The following is a 19,418-nucleotide window of genomic DNA, read 5'->3' as shown; positions in this document are numbered from 1 at the left end:
GAAGTCAACCATTTTGTTTGAGAATTTTTAGCAAATTTTCAAACCGCCTGATCGGCTTCCTGTTTCGTTATTCCGACTCAATTAACAGATTTAACTCTGTGTTATCAAGGCGTTAAACTTAACAGCTCGACTTGCTTCAGTGACCGTTTTCGGTGGCTGTCTCAAGCGAGGAGCGCATTCTACATTCTGAGGCGGCGGAGTCAACAGGGGGATGCGAAAAAAGTTTCAATTTGATGAAGAATATTGGAGTTTTTAACAGCAAGTGACTAGAACGCGGCTGCGCCGCTGCTAGACGCTTCGCTTGCTAGTGGTTAGCAGAGCCTTCTTTATCGGTCTTGTGACAACCTGCTTCGTAAGCAAAGTCCGAAAAATCAAAAAATATTCAGCCTTAAACATAAAAACCGCCTTGCGGCGGTTTTTATGTTTTGCTTGTTCTAGCGAGGAAACGCAGTTTCCGTTCTAACCACTAGCAAGTTGCGAAGCAACGTCTAACTCTTAAAAAGCGAAGCGTCTAGCGAGCCGCGAAGCGGTGGTCTAAAGTTTTACTTAATCAAACCTGCCTCTTTGAAATATTTTATAGCGCCCGGGTGAAGCGGTTCATTACCTGTTTCTTCAACCATCTCTTCTTTTTGCAGATTAGCCAAAGCGGGATGAAGCTTGCGGAAAGTATCGAAGTTTTCGAACACCGCTTTAACCACCTCATACACCACCTCTTCAGATGTATTTACTGATGAAACTAATACACTTTCTACACCAAAACTCTTAGTGACCTGCTCATTACCGCGATAAATGCCCCCAGGTATCGTCGCATGTCGATAATAACTATTATCAGCAACCAGCTTATCAATAACTGGGCCTGTCACATCAACCAGTACAGCATCGCACGTGGTTGTTGCTTCTTTAATTGCACCACTTGGGTGGCCGATCATATAGATCATGACATCAAGATCACCAGCACATAGAGCACTGGCTTGCTCTGACGCGTTCAGCTCTGCCGCATAAGCAAAGTCTTTTTTAGCCCAGCCCTTTGCTTGCATCAAGGCTTCCAGAGTGCCGCGCTGCCCGGTTCCCTGTACACCAAGATTGACTCTTTTACCCTTAATATCATCAATCGTTTTAATACCACTATCGGCACGGGCCAACACTGTAAAAGGTTCTGAATGGAGGGAAAAAACCACTCTGAGATCATTATCAGGACCCGCTTTTGTAAACTTACTACTGCCAGTATGAGCATGAGACAACCAGTCAGACTGGGCTATACCGAAATTAATATCCTTACTGGCTATAAGTTCGAGGTTTGCAACTGAGCCTGCAGTACTCTCTGTTGAACAACGAATACCATGATCTACACGGCTTTTATTAACCAATCGACAAATGGCACCGCCGGTTGGGTAATACACGCCGGTTACACCACCGGTGCCAACAGTAACGACCTCTTTCACCGGAACGGGTTCTCCTGCACTGGCGCCCATCGATACCACGCACACCCCAAAAGCGATAACCATTGAGGTTATAGTGTTGCGAAAAGCCATATTCCACTCCTTTGAACTTTTATAAAATAAACCGGATATTCAACCGATTATAACTACAATTGCAGGACATAACATTACAGCCCGTACAGATATCACAACCCATGCAGTAACAGCAACTTATATAGGGACTTCTCTGTCAAAGCGGCACAGTTTTCGATAAGGAAACAGATCAATGATCGCTCCCTGACTTACCTGGCTTTGCATATTTATCCACCAGGTTGGGTCAAGCAGATCACCATGCAGTTGGTTAAAAACCTTGCGAACGTCGCAATCACAGGCCGTTAGCAACGAAAACTCTTCAGGGAAGACATCGTTAGCGGAAACCGAATACCAGGGTTCTGCAGCTAGCTCTTGCTCCGGATATAAAGGTTCGGGGATTGATCGGAAGTGACACTCCGTCAGATAACAAATCTCGTCATAGTCGTAAAACACCACCCGGCCATGACGGGTAACACCGAAATTTTTAAACAGCATATCACCGGCAAAAATGTTCGCTGCAGCTAGCTCTTTAATGCACTTACCAAATTCATTGATAGCCAGGAACACTGCCTGCTCATTATCCTGACGCAACATCTCATCCAGGTAGATATTCAACGGGATCATGCGCCGCTCGCTCCATACGTGTCTTATTAGCACCTCATCTTTACCGATATCGATTGAAGTTACCGCCACCTCCTGCAGCTCCTTCAACAGAGCCTCAGAAAAACGTTCACGAGGTAGCGACAGATTTATAAACTCCTGAGTATCCGCCATTCGACCCGCACGGTCATGTCGCTTCACCAATTGATACTTACTGATAACCCCCTCCCGGGTGATCTGTTTCGACGACGAAAACCGGTCTTTTATTATTTTAAATACCACCGGATAGGATGGCAGGGTAAACACCATCATCACCATCCCCTTCGTACCGGGGGCAATCTCAAACGGGTCTGATGACCGGTCCAGATGATCGATAAAACTGCGGTAAAACTCTGCCTTCCCCTGTTTGTAAAAGCCAATAGAGTTATAGAGCTCTGCGATTGATTTCAGAGGAATCAGCGAGTGCAAGAAACCAATAAGTTCTGCTGGCACATCAACATCCACAAGGAAATACGCCCGGGTAAAACTAAATACGATTGACACATCATTCTCATCCGTCAGGGCGGTATCGATGAATACGCCACCTTGTTCATTGTTCAGAACGGGCAGTATAAATGGCATCGACTGATCATCGAAATTTACCCGACCCACGATATAAGCCCCTTTATTGCGATAAAAAATAGCCCGTATCACCTGGATAACAGTGTTATCCCCCGCGACAATATCTGCTGACAAGTGAATCCGGATGTATCGCAGCAGATTTCTGATATCCCTGCGTTTATTTTCCCAGGGTATGGAAAATTGATAATCATCCAGCAGGCGATTAAGGCAGGCAACCAAGCCCTCTTTGAGGGTGTAGCTACGGTAAATATGATCGGTTCTATGCTCTCTGTGTAGTGATGACGTTCCAATTTGGGACTGAATAAACATCAACTGGTCGGTAATCTGACGATGGTCAGACAACCGACAATAGACCGAGTTATAGAAAGTCTCACCCAATTCAGCATCATCACGGAGAACGATAAGCCTTATATAGTGCGCTTTAACCGAGATCCACAGCTCTGGATCGGATACATCATGTATGGCAGCCCTGATCTGATGACCTATCTGATCAACCATCACGTCATACAGATCGATTCTTTCAGCGGCCAGGCATTGAATTGCCGCCCACTCGGCAGCTTCAAAACAGGGCTTAGCCTGGCGAGTAATCGCCTTGAACTGTTTTCTGTAATCATTAAAGCCCACACGTATCAGTTGGGCTATCCACTCTGCACCGCCTCGTTTCATCATCTCTCTGCTGCTACTGTGATCTGTATATTGTTTAGCAGTGATTATCACGCGTTACCAGAATTCAGATTTCAAGCTTACGAAAAACAGTTGTCTAATATCTTTATCTGCTTAATATTAAAAGAAATTAAACTGCGTGGAACTCAGCTATGTACCGCCTCCCCGATTTAGAGAAAAACAGCGATATAAAAGCGATAGCGGTTATGACCAGCGGTGGCGACTCGCCCGGGATGAACCCAGCGATTCGCAGTGTTACCCGGGCAGCGCTCAATCAGGGCGTGAAAGTTTTCGGCATTAACAAGGGTTATAGCGGGCTTATCATTGGCGACATCTCTGAGCTAAAAAGCGGTGATGTCACTAATATTGTCCAGCGAGGCGGTACCATTCTGAAAAGTGACCGCTGTGAGGCATTTAAAGATCCGATGGTGCGCAATCAGGCCGCTGAAATTCTTAAAGAGCACGGTATTGGCGGGCTGATTGTTATTGGCGGAGACGGTTCACTGACGGGTGCACACCTGCTGACCCATGAAACAGGCATTCCCGTAGTAGGCTTACCCGGCACTATTGATAATGATATTTATGGTACCGAGGATACTATCGGTTTCGATACGGCACTCAACACCGCACTCGAGGCGATCGATAAGATTCGCGATACCGCGGTATCCCATGAACGGATATTTCTGGTTGAAGTGATGGGACGAAACTCTGGCCATATCGCATCCCAGGTCGGTGTTGCCTGCGGTGCTGAGATGATTATTGTGCCTGAAATTGATTTTAAGCTAGCCGCTCTGAGTTTCTCGCTGGCCAATCAGCGAGCAGAAGGCCGTGGAAGTAGCGGAATCATTGTCGTCGCGGAAGGCCCCAGACCCGGCCTGACTTACCGTCTGGCCAATCAGTTGGAAACCCATGGGGAAAAACCGGGAGTGTGTATACTGGGTCACATTCAACGGGGAGGCAGACCCACCGGTCACGACCGGGTGCTGGCATCATGCCTTGGCGCAGCAGCAGTCACTTACCTGTTGGCGGGCTTTACCGACATTATGGTCGGCATGATCAACAGCAAGATCACTACAACGCCCTTATTAGACGTTATGGAGAAGAGAAAGCCGCTAAACCCACAACTGGTTGAGCTGGCCCAGCTGTTACATAAGTAAACGAGACAGGAATGCTCAACCCTGTCGGGATACTCGTCCAGATAACCGTTTAATCGGTTTTCTGGATGAAATCATCAGGCAGCCGCGCTGCAAACGCTTTAATCACGTCAGGAAGAAGCGTTTCCGCATTTCGGCCGGACAAACTCTGCGCATCACTGTTCAGCTGTTCAAGTGCACTGCCTTGCTGAGTGTTATCCACAACGACCGCACTCAGCTGACTCCAGTCTGAGGGGTAAAGATGCAGACCACTCACCAGAGCAACACCTTTGCGCTTGCGGATCTGCGCTAAGCCCACCAGCTTCCGACCATCTTCGCTAACAACCTCTCCATGTGAGAGTGCCGCATAGCAGGCCCATTTCAACTCCTGCTGCTGACTCACCACTTTAGAGTGGTCGATCATAACCTGATCAACCCCTTTACAGGGCACACCACAGGCATGCAAGGTATCGATCCAGATCTGTTCCAGCCAGGAAAAAATTTCAATAATATTTTGTTTTGCTACCGGATGGTCCGGGGGAATAAAGACCGTCACACTCAGCATCCACGGACCGGCCAACACCGCACCGCCACCAGACCGACGCCGAAGCAAAGCCAGCCCCGCGCGCTCTGCACGTTGCATTTGTCCCTCATCCGGCCGTTGTGAACATCCCATAATGACCGCAGCCTGATCGTACTGCCAAAACAACACCTGAGGTTGTTCTACACCCGCCTCAAGTACTTCACTGATACGCTGCTGCTCATCAGGCATCGAGCCGATCACCAGCGACTGAAAACTGTTTACCATGCATTCCCCCTGCGTCAGAGGCAGGAAGATTAACCTATCTCTGACCCGGGTAAAACCATTATCATACGCCTGTCAGCAACGGAACCTCAGTGATGCATAACGATTTTATCAACATTTACCATCAGGCGATTTCCAGCAACGGCTATCAGCCAGACTCGAACCAGTTGTTACTGGTGGAACAGCTGAACCATGTCTATCAATCCCTGCAGAACGGAGCGCACACTGCTATACCGGCGGGAATCTATATCTGGGGGCCGGTCGGTCGAGGAAAAACTTTTCTAATGGATCTGTTGTTTGCGCACCTGCCTGACACCGCAGCGCTGCGTTATCACTTTCATCGTTTTATGGCCCGGATCCACCAGCAGCTGCGTGAACTTCAGGGTCAGGCAGACCCGCTTGAACTAATCGCCGCTAACCTTGCCCGCCGTTACCGACTGATCTGCTTTGACGAATTTTTTCTCAATGATATCGCCGATGCAATGATTCTGGGAAAACTGACGAAAGCACTTATCAGGCGGGGGGTGATTCTGATTACCACCTCAAACCGTCCACCGGAAAAGCTCTGTAAAGACCCGTTATTTGAGGATCGGGTCAAACCGATTATAAAAATGATCCAGCAGGAGATGAGAGTGTTCAACCTCATCGGAACGACTGATCACCGGCTGCGCGCCCTTACGCCTGCCCCCTGCATCTTTCATCCGGACAACGATACGAGCGCTGATCATGAACAGCGGTTAGCCAGGTGCTATAAAGCGATCAGCAGCGAGCCTCCCCGTGCAGATGAAGTGTTAGTATTACAACGCCCTATTCCGGTCAGAGCGGTCAGCGCCAACTGTATCTGGTTCGATTTTGAACAGCTCTGTATGGGTGCTCGCAGTCAGATGGATTACATCGATCTGGCGAACCGTTTCAGCCATATCTTTGTCAGTCAGGTACCTTTGCTGGGCAGTCGCAGCCGGGAGCAGATAAAGGCCCGGGGAACCGAAGATGGCAGTGAAGCGGTAAAAGCTGGAGAGCGGCAGGTACTGTTAGGCAGCATGGACGACCCGGCGCGACGTTTTATCAGCCTGGTCGATGAGCTTTACGACCGGGGAGTTAATCTTTTCCTCAGCGTTGAAGTTCCGCTGGAGCAACTCTATATGGAAGGCAGCCTGATCTTTGAATTTGCCCGTACTTTTAGCCGCCTGACAGAGATGCAATCACTGGAGTATCAGCAACGGGCACCGATAGGCTGAGTATTACATAACGGGAACAACGCTTAGTGGAGATCCGCATCGACGACTAACTTACCCAGCTCAAAACACTGGCGGATCGCTTCATCTTCAGAGGCGGCAATAACCTGATTTTCAGGCACCGCTTCAAGATCACCAACGTTATGAAAAATCGTATCTTTAGGGTCCTTGTGATAAATTTTGGGCTCAAGTATCCAGCGGTTATCACCCATATATCTGACCAGTGCGGTAATAAGATAATCACCATAGTTGATCTGATTCATCAAGCGCCTCCACATCAAGTGATGCATGGGCTTAATTATAGCTGAGCTAACCGTTATAACCGGGGTTCAACAGGAATAATTTTCATGAAGACTGCGTTGCGTTTTTTCTTCCAGGGCTTACTGATTCTGCTGCCATTTGTGCTGACGATCTATCTGGTTTTTCTGATTTTTACCGCACTGGATGAGACGCTGTTTTCGGCGGTGGGCTCACTTATCAGTTACTTCATCCCCGGTCTTCAGCCAGGTTGGACTGAAACTCTGCTAGGCATACTGCTGACGGTAACCATTATTACCCTGACCGGTATTGCAGGCTCTCTCTATCTAACCCGTTTTCTGATGAACATCATCGGTGCACTGATGGAAAGAATCCCTTTGGTAAAGCTGCTCTACAACTCACTGAAAGATCTGTTCCAGGCACTGTTAGGTGACCAGAAAAGCTTTAGCAAGCCGGTGTTGGTTTATCTGAACAAGGAAAAGACGATTAAGGTGATGGGGTTTCTGACCTGCGAAGATCTGAATGGATTTGGCCTCAGTGACGATGTATCTGTCTATCTGCCAGACTCCTATAACTTTTCCGGCAACCTGATCATCGTACCCCGCGATCAGGTTTTTCCTATGGATGTCAGTGCCGGTAAAGTCACCACTTTTATCGTCAGTGGTGGAGTGTCTGTGACACCGGACAAAGCAGTCTGACGACTTACCCACCGGCCTGATCGCTATTACAATCCCTGTCTAACCGCGGGAGTCGCTGACGAAGGGGTTGGTTTTGCGTTCCTGGCCAAAGGTGGACATCGGACCATGTCCGGGTATGAACGCCACCGTATCGCCCAACGGAAAAAGCTTCTCGCGGATAGAGCGGATCAGTGTGGCGTGATCCCCCTGAGGGAAGTCAGTACGGCCTATTGAGCCCTGAAACAATACGTCACCCACTTGAGCCAACTGACTCTCCGGACTGTAAAACACCACATGACCCGGCGTATGTCCGGGGCAGTGCAGCACTTCGAGTGTCTCATGACCCACCGTCACCGCGTCACCATCCTCCAACCAGCGATCCGGGGTGAATATCTCCACCTGAGGAAAACCAAACATCTGACTTTGCTGCGGCAATCCGTCGATCCAAAACTGATCTCCGCTATGGGGCCCTTCTATCGGCACCCCCGTTAGCTTAACCAGTTCCGCCGTGCCCCCCGCATGATCGATATGAGCGTGAGTGAGCAGGACTTTTTCCAACTGCAGCCCCAGCTCATCCAGTTTCGCCATCACCTTTGCAATATCACCACCCGGATCAACAATCGCTGCTTTTTTAGAGGTTTCACACCACAACAGCGTGCAGTTCTGCTGAAATGGGGTAACAGGAATAATACTGTATTTCATAATGACGCCGTGTAATTGCAAAGTGATCCCGCAGTATACCTATTTCTGAACTATCCTTCGATATGCCAGACGGGTTATCAAAACTGGTCGGCAACAGACTTCAGGAAAGACAATTAACACTGTCAGGAGGTTATTTAGATGTCTGTATCTCCCACTGTACAAAAATTTCTCAACCAGGGGGACATCCCCTACCGTCTGCTGCGTCACCCCTATGCAGAAACTTCGCTCAGATCAGCCATATCGGCCCATGTTCCCGCTCGTCGAATGGCAAAAGGGGTGGTGCTCAGAGATGACGAAGGCTTCATGATGGCCGTTGTGCCGTCCGACCGACGGGTTGATCTGCATGCTATCAACCAGCAAATGGGGCGCATGTTATCCCCGGCCGCCCAGCGGGATGTGAAAATTCTCTTCAGAGACTGCAACAGCGGTGCCGTCCCTGCCCTGGGACAAGCCTATAACATGCCTGTAATCTGGGATGATCACCTGGCGGATGAACCCGATTGTTATATGGAAGCCGGAGACCATCAGGATCTTCTCTGTTTCTCTCAATCCACCTTCAAACAGGTGATGTCAGAAAAACCCCATGGAATAATCAGCCACTAAACCCTGCAGGTTCAGCGCGATCCAAGCACTGACTTGATCAAAGCGCTGTCGGGGTGGCCATGCCATCCCGATAAAATCTCCTTTATTATATTTACCCCGCTCCGGCAGCTATGCGATAGTGGCAGCCAATTCCCTATAAGAGCTGTTGGAGAGAGCGATGAAAAAGCTAAAGCATGAAGCTGAACTGGTCAAAGAGGCGATTCGCATTGGCGGTGTCTATATGGAAAAACGGGGTGCCGGGCAGATTGAAGCAACCGACAGTGCCAGCGATAAAATCAAGGCGATCTACCTTTTACTGGTGCTGGATAAATTGATTCAGCCACTCGCAAAAGGCGAGGAAAACGAACCCAACATGAAACACAAACTGGCCCTGTGGATCAGCCGTCAGTTACCCAAAGGTCACCCTCTGCTGGAAGAGTGAGATGCCACAGCTATCAATCTACCTGGCAGGTCCGGATGTCTTCTGGCCCAACGCGACCGAACTGGGCGCGGCGAAAAAACGACTGTGCCAGCAATACGGTTTTAGCGGTCACTTCCCGCTGGATAACGCACTGGATCTGTCACAGTTATCCCCCTATTCAGCAGGCCTCAAAATCTATCAGGCAAATATTGAGCTGATGAACCAGAGTGATCTGACCATCGCAAACATGACGCCTTTCAGAGGCCCCAGCATGGATGTAGGCACCGCGTTTGAGATGGGCTATATGGCCGCACAGAAAAAGTCTGTGTGGGGCTATTCCCTCGATGGCCGCCTATACAGTGACCGGGTTGAAGGCGATGACACCGATGCGGAGGGTTTTAGCATCGAGTCTTTCGCCATGACCGATAATCTGATGATGGTGGGCGCTGCAGATCAACGAGGTGGGTTGATTGCAGAATCGCTACCGGAAAATCTGCACAACCACCTGACCGTGTTTGAGAAAGTGTTACAGCAGATAGAGAAAAGCCGCTAATGTCAGCGGCTTTTTTAAAACGCGAACGGTGTTAACGCTTACACCTTATGATAGATCTCAGCGCCGCTCTCTTTAAACTCCTGCGACTTCTCCTGCATCCCTTGATCTGCAGCAGCCTGTATGGCGGCGACCTGAGCTTCATCCAGGTTACGTACCTCCTGAGAGATCTTCATTGAACAGAACTTAGGACCGCACATAGAACAGAAGTGCGCCACCTTTGCAGATTCCTTCGGCAGGGTTTCATCGTGGTACGCACGGGCAGTGTCCGGATCCAGACCAATATTAAACTGATCTTCCCAGCGGAATTCAAAGCGCGCCTTCGACATCGCGTTATCACGGATCTGTGCGCCCGGATGACCTTTTGCCAGATCGGCAGCATGGGCCGCGATCTTGTAAGTAATAATACCGGTCTTCACATCGTCTTTGTTAGGCAGACCCAGATGCTCTTTTGGCGTGACATAACAGAGCATCGCACAGCCGTACCAACCGATCATCGCCGCGCCGATACCGGAGGTAATATGGTCGTAACCCGGTGCGATATCGGTCGTCAGTGGCCCCAGGGTATAGAACGGCGCTTCATGACACTCGGTCAGCTGCTTATCCATATTCTCTTTGATCATGTGCATCGGCACATGCCCAGGGCCTTCGATCATCACCTGTACATCGTGCTTCCAGGCGATCTTCGTCAGTTCACCGAGGGTTTCCAGTTCAGAAAACTGCGCTTCATCGTTGGCATCGTAAACAGACCCGGGACGCAAACCATCACCCAGAGAGAACGATACATCGTAAGCCTTACAGATCTCGCAGATATCTTCAAAGTGGGTGTAGAGGAAGTTCTCTTCGTGATGTGCCAGACACCATTTCGCCATGATAGATCCGCCACGGGAGACAATACCGGTCATCCGTTTAGCGGTCATCGGTACATAGCGCAGCAGTACACCTGCATGGATAGTGAAGTAGTCGACACCCTGTTCAGCCTGCTCAATCAGCGTATCGCGAAACACTTCCCAGTTAAGGTCTTCAGCGACACCATTAACTTTTTCCAGCGCCTGATAGATGGGGACGGTACCGATAGGCACCGGAGAGTTACGCAGAATCCATTCACGGGTTTCATGGATATTCTTACCCGTAGACAGATCCATAATGGTGTCCGAACCCCAGCGAATCCCCCAGGTCATCTTCTCCACTTCCTCTTCAATCGAAGAGGTCAGCGCGGAGTTACCGATATTGCCGTTGATTTTGACCAGAAAGTTGCGGCCAATAATCATCGGCTCGATTTCAGGGTGATTAATATTCGCAGGGATAATTGCCCGTCCCTCAGCCACTTCCTGACGCACAAATTCAGGGGTGATCTCATCGGGAAGTTTAGCGCCAAAACTATGCCCCGGGTGTTGCTGGGCAACAATATTACCCTCTGCACGCGCCTTCGCCAGCTTCATATTTTCGCGGATGGCGATAAATTCCATCTCCGGGGTAATAATGCCTTTGCGGGCATAGTGCAGCTGGGAAACATTACTACCGGGCTTAGCTTTCAGCGGCTTGCGAGTCAATTCAAAACGCAGATTATCCAGGCGCAGGTCCTGCTCACGGGCACGGCCATACTCTGAACTCAGACCATCCAGTTGCACCGTATCGCCACGCTCCTCAATCCAGCCCGCACGCAACGGTTCGAGACCTTTACGGACATCAATGTTAGCCTCCGGATCACTGTAAGGGCCGGATGTATCATACACATACAGGGGATCGTTTTTCTCCCCCCCCATATCGGTAGGGGTATCCGCAAGGGAGATCTCACGCATCGGCACCCGGACATCAGGACGTGAGCCCTCGACATACACCTTACGGGAGTTAGGAAATGGCTGAACAGAAGCTTCATCAACCTGTGCACTGTGACTTAGAACTGTCTGACTATCGGTCATAATATTACCTGCGTCTTGAGTTTTTTCTTATACGGTTCCGACTGAAGCCGGTTACCAATATCGATAAAAATGATGCACCGGCCCATGCCCATGCCCCACCTGTAACCTGTCTGCTGCGGCTATAGCCGCAGAGATATAATCTTTTGCCTGTTGCACCGCCTCGCAGAGGCTCAACCCGGAAGCCAACCCGGCGGCAATCGCCGATGCCAGCGTACACCCGGTACCATGGGTATTCCGGGTCGCGATCCTGGGAGAACTAAACGGATAGATCTGATCACCATCACAGAGCAGGTCGATGGCCTCAGCGGAACCCTCAAGGTGCCCGCCTTTTAACAATACCGCGCCGGATCCCAGACTCAGCAGTTGCTCCGCCATCGTTTCCATCTGCGCAACCGTGGTTGGTTCAGCACAGTCAAGCAATATGGCTGCTTCAGGAAGATTAGGGGTAATCAGAGAGGCTAAGGGGATGAGGCGGGTTTTCAACATTTCCACAGCGCTTGCCAGCAATAAAGCGTCTCCGCTTTTTGCCACCATCACCGGATCGACAACCAGATATGCGGGTTTATACTGCTCAAGGCTGGCGGCAACACAAGCGACGGTATCTGCATCACCGAGCATGCCTGTTTTCACCGCCGCAACCCTGAGATCATCAAACACCGCACCGATCTGCGCCGTGATCATCGGCAGAGGCACAGGATGGATCGCCCGAACTTCACAGGTATTCTGCGCAGTAATAGCCGTGATAACAGACGCACCATAGACGCCCAAAGCGGAAAAAGCTTTCAGATCAGCTTGAATACCCGCACCACCACCACTGTCAGAACCAGCAATAGTGAGTGCAATAGGAATGTTTCTTTCAGACATCGGTATCGGTCCAGCATTATGAGCTAAACCGGGTACGACAAAGGCAGTATAACGGTTTATCTCGATTTCCTACGCCGGTATTAACCGGATCAGGTTCGCGGGTTATTGGTCATCTTTCATACCAACTCTCAGCCCAATGGGCACCCCGACAAGATCTGCCTAGTTTATGTCCAACTATCTCCCATGTCCATCGTCAGACGAAAAATTGACCTTCAGCAAGGCTCTTTTGGTGCAAAGCAAAAAAAATAGGACTTTTTCCTATATCCACCTATCTGTAATTCAAACACTATGTGCTTCAGGAAGTTTTGGCGTTCGGGACTGAACGGGGGGATGGCCTGGAAAAGCGGACAGGAAGCATGGATAGCTGGCGGGATGCCTTGGATTAGCCGCATGGAAAATGGATGCCATATGAAGAGAGTACTTAAGGGGAACTAAGTACTCTCTTTTTTTGCCCTAATTTCCGCCAAAAACGCACCCAATATATTGCAACGCAAAATACGATTTTTTCCTATAGCTCCCAGAGGGTTGAAATAGGATACTGATTCTGACGGAACGATGGTCTTCACGGATGAAGAAAAGGCTGGCATACCAGGCAAAGATGATCGACAGGTGAAAAGGGAAACAGGGACGTCAGCAGGATGCTGATTAGATTTCACCAGGGTTAACGGATCAGGGACAGATCATCTGGCCAGTAAAATAAAAGAGAGTGCTCAAGGGGAACTGAGCACTCTCTTTTTTTATGGGCTGTATTTATGGACTTTATTTATAAGCCAGAGGCCTTTCTTTACAACCAGTCACCCTGCTTACCGGCTATTTAGTAACCGACTAACTAATAACCGGCTCGGCCACCTGGTCAGTCAAAGCGCCCTGCCAAAGCTTCCGCGCAAGCTCTTCTGCACTCTGATCACACCCCTCATGTATCCAGCGGGCTAGCGCTGCAGCAACATCAGGATACGCGACAGGCTCCGGGGCTCGCTGGCCCGCCCAGCGATAGAACTGATCCGCGCCCAACTCAGAAAACACCTCTGCCAGACCCAGATACTCAAGTACTGCGGCGTTAGATACCTGCTCAGGCTGACCCGTAAGCGGCTTCGTCAGCAGCTTTTTGCCTGCCTGTAATACCTCACTGGCTAAGCCAAAACCACAGTTAGCGATCACCCCATCACAGCATGCCTGCGCCTGACGGAATGCATCTCTGGACAGCGGTCGCCAGAGAATATGTTCGTCGTCCTCTGGCTGATCAATATCACAATAGACATGAAACTCATAATCACTGAACGGTAACAGCCACTGGCGAATCTGTTCCCGGTTTTCAAACGGTAGATAGACCAGAATCATTCCCGATTGAACGGTAATCGGATAAGGCTGTGCCTCAATCAACGGCGGCAATATCGGGCCATCAAAGTGGTGCCAGTGCAATCCGATACCCTGCTGAACCGGCGCAAAGAATCGGATCATCGGCATCATTACCCGGCCAATACTCGGGCCGGGGAGCGGATAACTGAAAGCATATTGATGAGCAATACCGATACAGGGCTTCTTCTGTAATTTAGCGGCCCAGGCGGTCACCGGTTCGAAGTCACTGATGATCAGATCATACTGCTGCAGGTCCAGCGCTTTTATATCCTTTATCAGCTGAATCAGATTATTCTGAGTCAGGCTACGCCAGCGATCAATCTTGCCATCGGTCACCGTAAAGGTGAGACCACGGCGAGTCTGATAGTCACCAAAAGGTTCCATATTAAACAGTTTTTCAGGCGGCCTGCCACTAAACAGAAAATCGACCTCAATACCCTCTTGCGCCAGAGCCGGCGCCATCACTCTGGCACGGGTAATATGACCATTGCCCGTTGTCTGAACGCCATACAGTATTTTCATTGCAGATCCCGACTCGTGAGCTTTGATATAAGATGGAAGAATTGATTAGAACAGCTCTATCAGATTCAAGCCGATAATCGCAGATATCAGACCTAAAGCCGCTCCAGCCAGAATATCGGTGGGATAATGGACACCCAGAAACACACGGGCAAGCGCGATCAGTGACGCCAGCGTATAGGCAGGTAACATCAAAGAGGGATAGTAATAGCTCAGCACCGAGGCAAACACAAAAGCGGCAGCTGCGTGCCCTGAAGGTAAACTGAATTTATCAGAGGGCGTGATCTGCGGAATCACATCGGCAAATCGGTCACAAGGGCGATCCCGTTTAATCGCCCTCTTTAAAAAGATATACACCGGCAGCTCAATCGCAAACACAAATAACCCGGCGAGCAGAAAATTAACGCCATTTTCAAGCTCTAACCAGGCCACCAACAGACCGGTCACGAGATAGAAAACCCCATCCCCTAATTTTGAAATCAGACGACTGATGATTGGCATCACCGGTAATCTGCAGGTACCAAAACAGAGATAGTACAGTGTGACATCGAATGCGACTATGCGTTGCTGTAGTGCGTTCATAGCTCAGAACCAAATGTTTGCTGGGTGACAACATTTTGCTCTAAAAACTATTACAGTGCGGTTAACAACTATTTAAACTTCAGTGACAGGCACCACGGTTTCTTCTATTTGCAACAACAATTCAGCAGTAATAAGGCGGGGGTTAAGAGGGCGACTGAACAGATAACCCTGCCCCTGCTCGCAGTGGAGGTCCTGTAACAGCTGCTGTTCATCACGATCCTCAATCCCCTCAGCAATCACATCCATATTCAGCGCATGCCCCATCTGCAACGAGGCTTTGACAATCTGCAGGCTGGAATGGTCCTGGGTAATACTGCGAATAAACCCCTGATCAAGCTTCAGCTTAGATACGGGTAGCTCTTTCAGATACAGCAGTGATGAGAAGCCGGTACCAAAATCATCGATCGAGAAACAGATCCCCAGCTTCGTCAGCTTACACATGGTCTCTTTTGCCAGAACCCGGTCTCCCAGAAAGACCGACTCGGTAATCTCCAGTTCCAGTTTTTCAGGGGGCAATCCACTTTGCTCAAGCGCATTCAGTACTTTACTGGCAAAATCGGCTTCGACAAATTGTTTTACAGACACGTTGACTGCTATTCGCTCAAACTCGAGCCCCTGATTCAGCCATTGATTTCCCTGCTGACAAGCCAGGAGCAACACCCGGTCACCCAGCGTCACGATCAACCCATTCTGTTCAGCCAGAGGGATAAATTTATCGGGTGGAACCCGCCCCAGAACTGGATGCTCCCAGCGGGCCAGAGCTTCAAAGCCAATCACTTTACCGCTGTCCAGCATAACCTGTGGCTGGTACTCGAGAAAAAACTGTTCCGTTGTCAGCGCCTCACTTAACGCCGCATGCAGCTGCTGATTTTCCAACAACTTAACGCTCATCTCTGAGGCGTAAAACAGATGACTACCGGGGTTTTTCTTCTTTGCCTCATGCAGTGCCAGGTCTGCCTGTTCCAACAGACGCAGCGGATCTTCCTGTTCACCCTGCTGCAGTGATATTCCCGCAGTTGCCGTCAGGGCAAAGCTCTGATCACCATAAGCAATTGGCAGACTAATCTCAGCAATCAGCCGGTCAGCCAGATGACTTAGTGAAACCCGGTTAGCCGACAGGCGAAGCAGCGCGGTAAACTCATCACCGCCGGTTCGGGACAGTACGGCATCACAACTAAGCCGCGATTGCAACCGGGCACTCATCCTCTGAAGGACATAATCACCCATTTTCTGACCGTGAAACTCATTAATCAGACTGAAATTATCCAGCCCCAACAAAATTACACACGTAGTCTGATCTGCAGAGCTCGGCAAGCGGGTATATTCTGCCAGCGTTTCCAGCATAAACTGGCGATTATAAGCACCGGTCAGTTCATCATGATAGGCCAGAAAACTCACCTCCTTCTGGGCCTCTTTACGATGGTTAACTTCCCGTTTCAATGAGCGGTTCCAGAGCACCACCATCAGCAACAAAATCAGCAGCAAACAAAATCCCGCAATAATGACCCCGTGGATAAGCGTATCCATATCCACCCGCTGACTATCCTCAGGTTGTACCCAACGGCGTTCAATCGCGTTTTTTTGTTCAACCGTTACTGATTCAAGCGCCTTTTCCAACAACCTTGATAAGATGGGCTGATCATTTCTGGAACCAAACGAAATATGGTAATCAAACCCTACACTACCGCCGATACTGATATTGTCTATTCCCTCCATCACGGTATACAGGTACCCGGCAGACGCATAGGAGCCGACGCCATCAACCTCACCGACTGCCAATAGAGAAAAAGCCTCCTGCAGATCACGGACCTGAATCAGGGTAATATCCGGATAATTGTTGCTGATATAGTTAACCAGCGCAGTGCCCTGGGGAACCGCAAAACGTTTACCGGCAAAGTCACTCATCTCAGCACGTTTAAACTTACCTTTGCGCGTGAATATTTTATTTGAAAGGTGCGAGTAAACAGGGGTGAAATTGAGAAAATGGCTGCGGGCCTCGGTATTAGTCACACCAAACACAACATCAATAGAACGTAATTTAGCGGCTTCCATCATCGCGCTATAATTTTCAAATACCTGATATTGAAACTTTGTGCCCAGGGCAGCTTCCATCAGCTGCAGATAGTCCATCGACAGCCCTTCAACCCGATTCCCGGTAGCGTAATTGGAAAGATAGGGAGGGATGACAGCAACACCAACGGCGATAGAATCACGATGCTGATCCAGCCAGAGGGACTCTTCCCGGGTCAGGGTGAGCCCCGCAGTTGCAGACATTGACTGTACAAGCAGCAGAGTCAATAGACTAAACAGGAAAAACTTCGTCCTTAAAACGGTCGTCATACTCAATTCTTAGCGTCAACTTTGATTAAAACGATAGTAACGTCTAAGCATTCAGCCAGTCAGCAATAATACCTGCCAATTTAAGAGGTGCTGTGAGCGGCATCATATGCCCTTCTCCGGGCACGGTGATCAATTCAATCGGCTGTACCGCTTCATAGACAACCCGGCGACTATAACCAACCGACAACACCTCATCCTGCTCACCCTGAACCAGAGCCAGTTGGAATGGATATTCACGCTGCATAATTCCGGCTCTGTGACTAAAGACACTGGCCAGTGTTTTGAATGGATAATCCAATACCAGCATCGGGTCATGATTGATCAACATACCTGCCGGATGACCCGCAAGCAGATGATCATAGTCGACCATCCAGGCCAGCGGTAAGCGCAGCCCGGGAAACAGCATCGCACTGCCCCAGGTCCACTGCCAGCCAAGCAGATGAAACAGGTCCGGTGGCACTTCTGTTGTCAGTAGGGTGCCACACACAACCTTAGTAATCCGTTCATCACTCTCCGCCGCGGCCACGGCCAGCAAAGCGCCGATTGAGTAACCATAAATATAGTAAGGTCCATCATACCGCTGCTCCAGCGCATCGATAACCTGGGAGATAGATTCCTGCACCGACTCAACGCTATACACCCCACGTTCACCACCGGAATATCCGTGCCCCGGAGGATCAATAGCGACAACATTAAAACCTAGCTGCGAAAGCGACCAGAGCATCTCCGCATAGAGTTCACCGTAAGTGCCAATACCCGGCAGAAACATCAGAACCGGAGAATCAATCCCGTGCTCATAGATCTCACAGTGAATCGGTAGCTCGCCGACATGAAATGTCTCACGTTTAGCGAGATACGTTTCACTGCCCAGCGCCCGCTGCAGATCTTCCCTGCTTGGGCAGACTTCACCGCCAGTTGGGGTTGGTTTTAAAAGCGGCTCAAGAATTCCCATTAGTGTTGACACTCCGGACAGTAGACAGTGGATCGCTGACCAAGACGAATCTCTTTCAGCGTTGATTTACAGTGATGGCAAAGTTCACCGCCACGACCATACACATTCAGTTGTTGCTTAAAATATCCCGGCTTACCATCACCACCGACAAAATCTTTCAGGGTGGTACCGCCCTGCGTAATAGCGCGGGCCAGTATCACCTTTATCTCATCCACCAGCCGTTCGAGGCGGACGGCAGATATATTCCCGGCAGCCCTTTTCGGGTGAATACCGGCACTAAACAGCGCTTCGTTGGCATAGATATTACCCACACCTACGACAACATGGCTATTCATAATGAACTGTTTTATCGCCTGCTTGCGCCCGGCACAACACTGCTGCAAATAAACCGCGGTAAAACCATTGCTCAGCGGCTCAGGCCCAAGTGACTCCAGCAGCGTATGTGACTCACCTGCGGGCTGCCACAATACCGAGCCAAACCGGCGCGGGTCCGTCAACCGCAACGCCATACCACTATCAAGAACCAGATCAACATGGTCATGAAAAGCAGCCGGCTGATCGGCTGACACCATATAGAGACTACCAGACATCCCCAGATGAATCATTACCGAACCACCCGGCAGGTTAATTAACAGGTATTTACCCCGTCGCGTCACAGAGCCGATGCGGCAACCCACTACCCACTGTGATAGCTGATCGGGGATCGGCCAGCGCAGCTTAGGCTGTCGAATCGTCAGCGCAGTGATTATCCGTCCATCAATGTGAGGCTCGATACCACGGCGCGTTGTTTCAACTTCAGGTAATTCCGGCATATTCAGCTAACTTCAGATTATTACGTTACAGTCCGATTGGGCACAAAAAAACCCGGACCAGCCGGGTTTTTTTTATTATCAGCTCAGATTATTACTTAATCTTAGCTTCTTTGTACATAACATGCTGACGAACAACTGGATCGAATTTCTTCATTTCCAGCTTGTCAGGAGTAGTACGTTTGTTCTTAGTAGTGGTGTAGAAGTGACCAGTACCAGCAGAAGAAACCATCTTGATTTTATCGCGCATAATCGTGCTCCTTAAACTTTAATGCCGTTCTTACGAACGTCAGCCAGCACAACATCGATACCTTTC

At 49.7% G+C, this 19,418-nt stretch carries 19 protein-coding genes and 1 riboswitch; of the genes, 6 read left to right on the top strand and 13 right to left on the bottom strand.

All coding sequences use genetic code 11. From position 1 onward, the window contains the following. Positions 1–542: 542 nt before the first annotated feature. Positions 543–1,532, bottom strand: a complete 990-nt coding sequence (locus Q0499_RS21590; RefSeq protein ID WP_299204358.1) for a TAXI family TRAP transporter solute-binding subunit — start codon at positions 1,530–1,532, stop codon at positions 543–545. 117 nt (positions 1,533–1,649) lie between these two features. After that, the gene (gene aceK / locus Q0499_RS21585; RefSeq protein WP_299204355.1) at positions 1,650–3,401 is read right to left on the bottom strand and encodes a bifunctional isocitrate dehydrogenase kinase/phosphatase; all 1,752 of its coding nucleotides are present in this window, start codon (positions 3,399–3,401) and stop codon (positions 1,650–1,652) included. 146 nt (positions 3,402–3,547) lie between these two features. On the opposite strand from aceK, the gene pfkA reads away from it, so the two are divergent. Further along, on the top strand, positions 3,548–4,552 hold the full coding sequence (gene pfkA, locus Q0499_RS21580) for a 6-phosphofructokinase (RefSeq protein WP_299204353.1): 1,005 nt from the start codon (positions 3,548–3,550) through the stop codon (positions 4,550–4,552). 49 nt (positions 4,553–4,601) lie between these two features. Here the strand turns inward: pfkA and Q0499_RS21575 are convergent, their stop codons facing one another. Continuing rightward, positions 4,602–5,336 (bottom strand): hypothetical protein, encoded by a 735-nt coding sequence (locus tag Q0499_RS21575; RefSeq protein ID WP_299204351.1) that lies wholly within the window; start codon positions 5,334–5,336, stop codon positions 4,602–4,604. Positions 5,337–5,428: 92 nt separating this feature from the next. Here Q0499_RS21575 and zapE point away from each other — a divergent pair, with 92 nt between their 5' ends. Continuing rightward, positions 5,429–6,571 carry a cell division protein ZapE gene (zapE, locus tag Q0499_RS21570; RefSeq protein WP_299204349.1) on the top strand — a complete coding sequence of 381 codons (1,143 nt, stop codon included), beginning with the start codon at positions 5,429–5,431 and terminating at the stop codon, positions 6,569–6,571. Positions 6,572–6,594: 23 nt separating this feature from the next. On the opposite strand, the gene Q0499_RS21565 is transcribed toward zapE, so the two are convergent. Beyond that, entirely contained in the window at positions 6,595–6,831 is a 237-nt protein-coding gene (locus tag Q0499_RS21565) for a hypothetical protein (RefSeq protein WP_299204347.1), read from the bottom strand. Between the two features lie 84 nt (positions 6,832–6,915). On the opposite strand from Q0499_RS21565, the gene Q0499_RS21560 reads away from it, so the two are divergent. Then, a complete protein-coding gene (locus tag Q0499_RS21560) occupies positions 6,916–7,524 on the top strand; it encodes a DUF502 domain-containing protein (protein ID WP_299204344.1) in 609 nt (202 codons plus the stop codon). 39 nt (positions 7,525–7,563) lie between these two features. Here the strand turns inward: Q0499_RS21560 and Q0499_RS21555 are convergent, their stop codons facing one another. Further along, the gene (locus tag Q0499_RS21555; RefSeq protein ID WP_299204341.1) at positions 7,564–8,205 is read right to left on the bottom strand and encodes an MBL fold metallo-hydrolase; all 642 of its coding nucleotides are present in this window, start codon (positions 8,203–8,205) and stop codon (positions 7,564–7,566) included. A 138-nt stretch (positions 8,206–8,343) separates the two neighbouring features. Between Q0499_RS21555 and Q0499_RS21550 the strand changes: the two genes are divergently transcribed. From Q0499_RS21550 to Q0499_RS21540, 3 genes are all read left to right on the top strand, one after another. Next, positions 8,344–8,808 (top strand): YbaK/EbsC family protein, encoded by a 465-nt coding sequence (locus Q0499_RS21550; RefSeq protein WP_299204338.1) that lies wholly within the window; start codon positions 8,344–8,346, stop codon positions 8,806–8,808. Between the two features lie 157 nt (positions 8,809–8,965). Continuing rightward, positions 8,966–9,229 carry a DUF5062 family protein gene (locus Q0499_RS21545; protein WP_299204335.1) on the top strand — a complete coding sequence of 88 codons (264 nt, stop codon included), beginning with the start codon at positions 8,966–8,968 and terminating at the stop codon, positions 9,227–9,229. 1 nt (position 9,230) lies between these two features. Further along, positions 9,231–9,761 (top strand): nucleoside 2-deoxyribosyltransferase, encoded by a 531-nt coding sequence (locus tag Q0499_RS21540; RefSeq protein ID WP_299204332.1) that lies wholly within the window; start codon positions 9,231–9,233, stop codon positions 9,759–9,761. A gap of 38 nt (positions 9,762–9,799) precedes the next feature. Here Q0499_RS21540 and thiC read toward each other — a convergent pair whose 3' ends face one another. The 8 genes from thiC to rpmG all read right to left on the bottom strand — a co-directional run bounded on the left by thiC (position 9,800) and on the right by rpmG (position 19,352). Then, entirely contained in the window at positions 9,800–11,680 is a 1,881-nt protein-coding gene (gene thiC, locus Q0499_RS21535; protein WP_299204329.1) for a phosphomethylpyrimidine synthase ThiC, read from the bottom strand. Positions 11,681–11,731: 51 nt separating this feature from the next. After that, entirely contained in the window at positions 11,732–12,544 is an 813-nt protein-coding gene (thiD, locus tag Q0499_RS21530) for a bifunctional hydroxymethylpyrimidine kinase/phosphomethylpyrimidine kinase (protein WP_299204326.1), read from the bottom strand. A gap of 48 nt (positions 12,545–12,592) precedes the next feature. Further along, positions 12,593–12,702: riboswitch (TPP riboswitch) on the bottom strand. Between the two features lie 667 nt (positions 12,703–13,369). Further along, complete coding sequence (locus Q0499_RS21525) at positions 13,370–14,422, bottom strand: MJ1255/VC2487 family glycosyltransferase (RefSeq protein WP_299204320.1); 1,053 nt, start codon at positions 14,420–14,422, stop codon at positions 13,370–13,372. 45 nt (positions 14,423–14,467) lie between these two features. Next, on the bottom strand, positions 14,468–15,001 hold the full coding sequence (locus Q0499_RS21520; protein ID WP_299204317.1) for a phosphatase PAP2 family protein: 534 nt from the start codon (positions 14,999–15,001) through the stop codon (positions 14,468–14,470). A gap of 72 nt (positions 15,002–15,073) precedes the next feature. Continuing rightward, positions 15,074–17,275, bottom strand: coding sequence for an EAL domain-containing protein (locus Q0499_RS21515; protein WP_299204313.1), 2,202 nt, complete (start codon positions 17,273–17,275; stop codon positions 15,074–15,076). A gap of 109 nt (positions 17,276–17,384) precedes the next feature. Next, entirely contained in the window at positions 17,385–18,293 is a 909-nt protein-coding gene (locus tag Q0499_RS21510) for an alpha/beta hydrolase (RefSeq protein WP_299204310.1), read from the bottom strand. Further along, entirely contained in the window at positions 18,293–19,105 is an 813-nt protein-coding gene (gene mutM, locus Q0499_RS21505) for a bifunctional DNA-formamidopyrimidine glycosylase/DNA-(apurinic or apyrimidinic site) lyase (protein WP_299204307.1), read from the bottom strand. Before mutM ends, Q0499_RS21510 begins: the two co-directional genes overlap by 1 nt. Before the next feature lie 91 nt (positions 19,106–19,196). After that, a complete protein-coding gene (rpmG, locus tag Q0499_RS21500; RefSeq protein ID WP_019622531.1) occupies positions 19,197–19,352 on the bottom strand; it encodes a 50S ribosomal protein L33 in 156 nt (51 codons plus the stop codon). Positions 19,353–19,418: the final 66 nt, after the last annotated feature.

Origin of the sequence: uncultured Amphritea sp. (genome assembly GCF_937127095.1) — a bacterium.
Taxonomy (GTDB): domain Bacteria; phylum Pseudomonadota; class Gammaproteobacteria; order Pseudomonadales; family Balneatricaceae; genus Amphritea.
The sequence above is the reverse complement of the archived record's forward strand: the minus strand, read 5'-3'. Positions and strand labels throughout refer to the sequence as shown.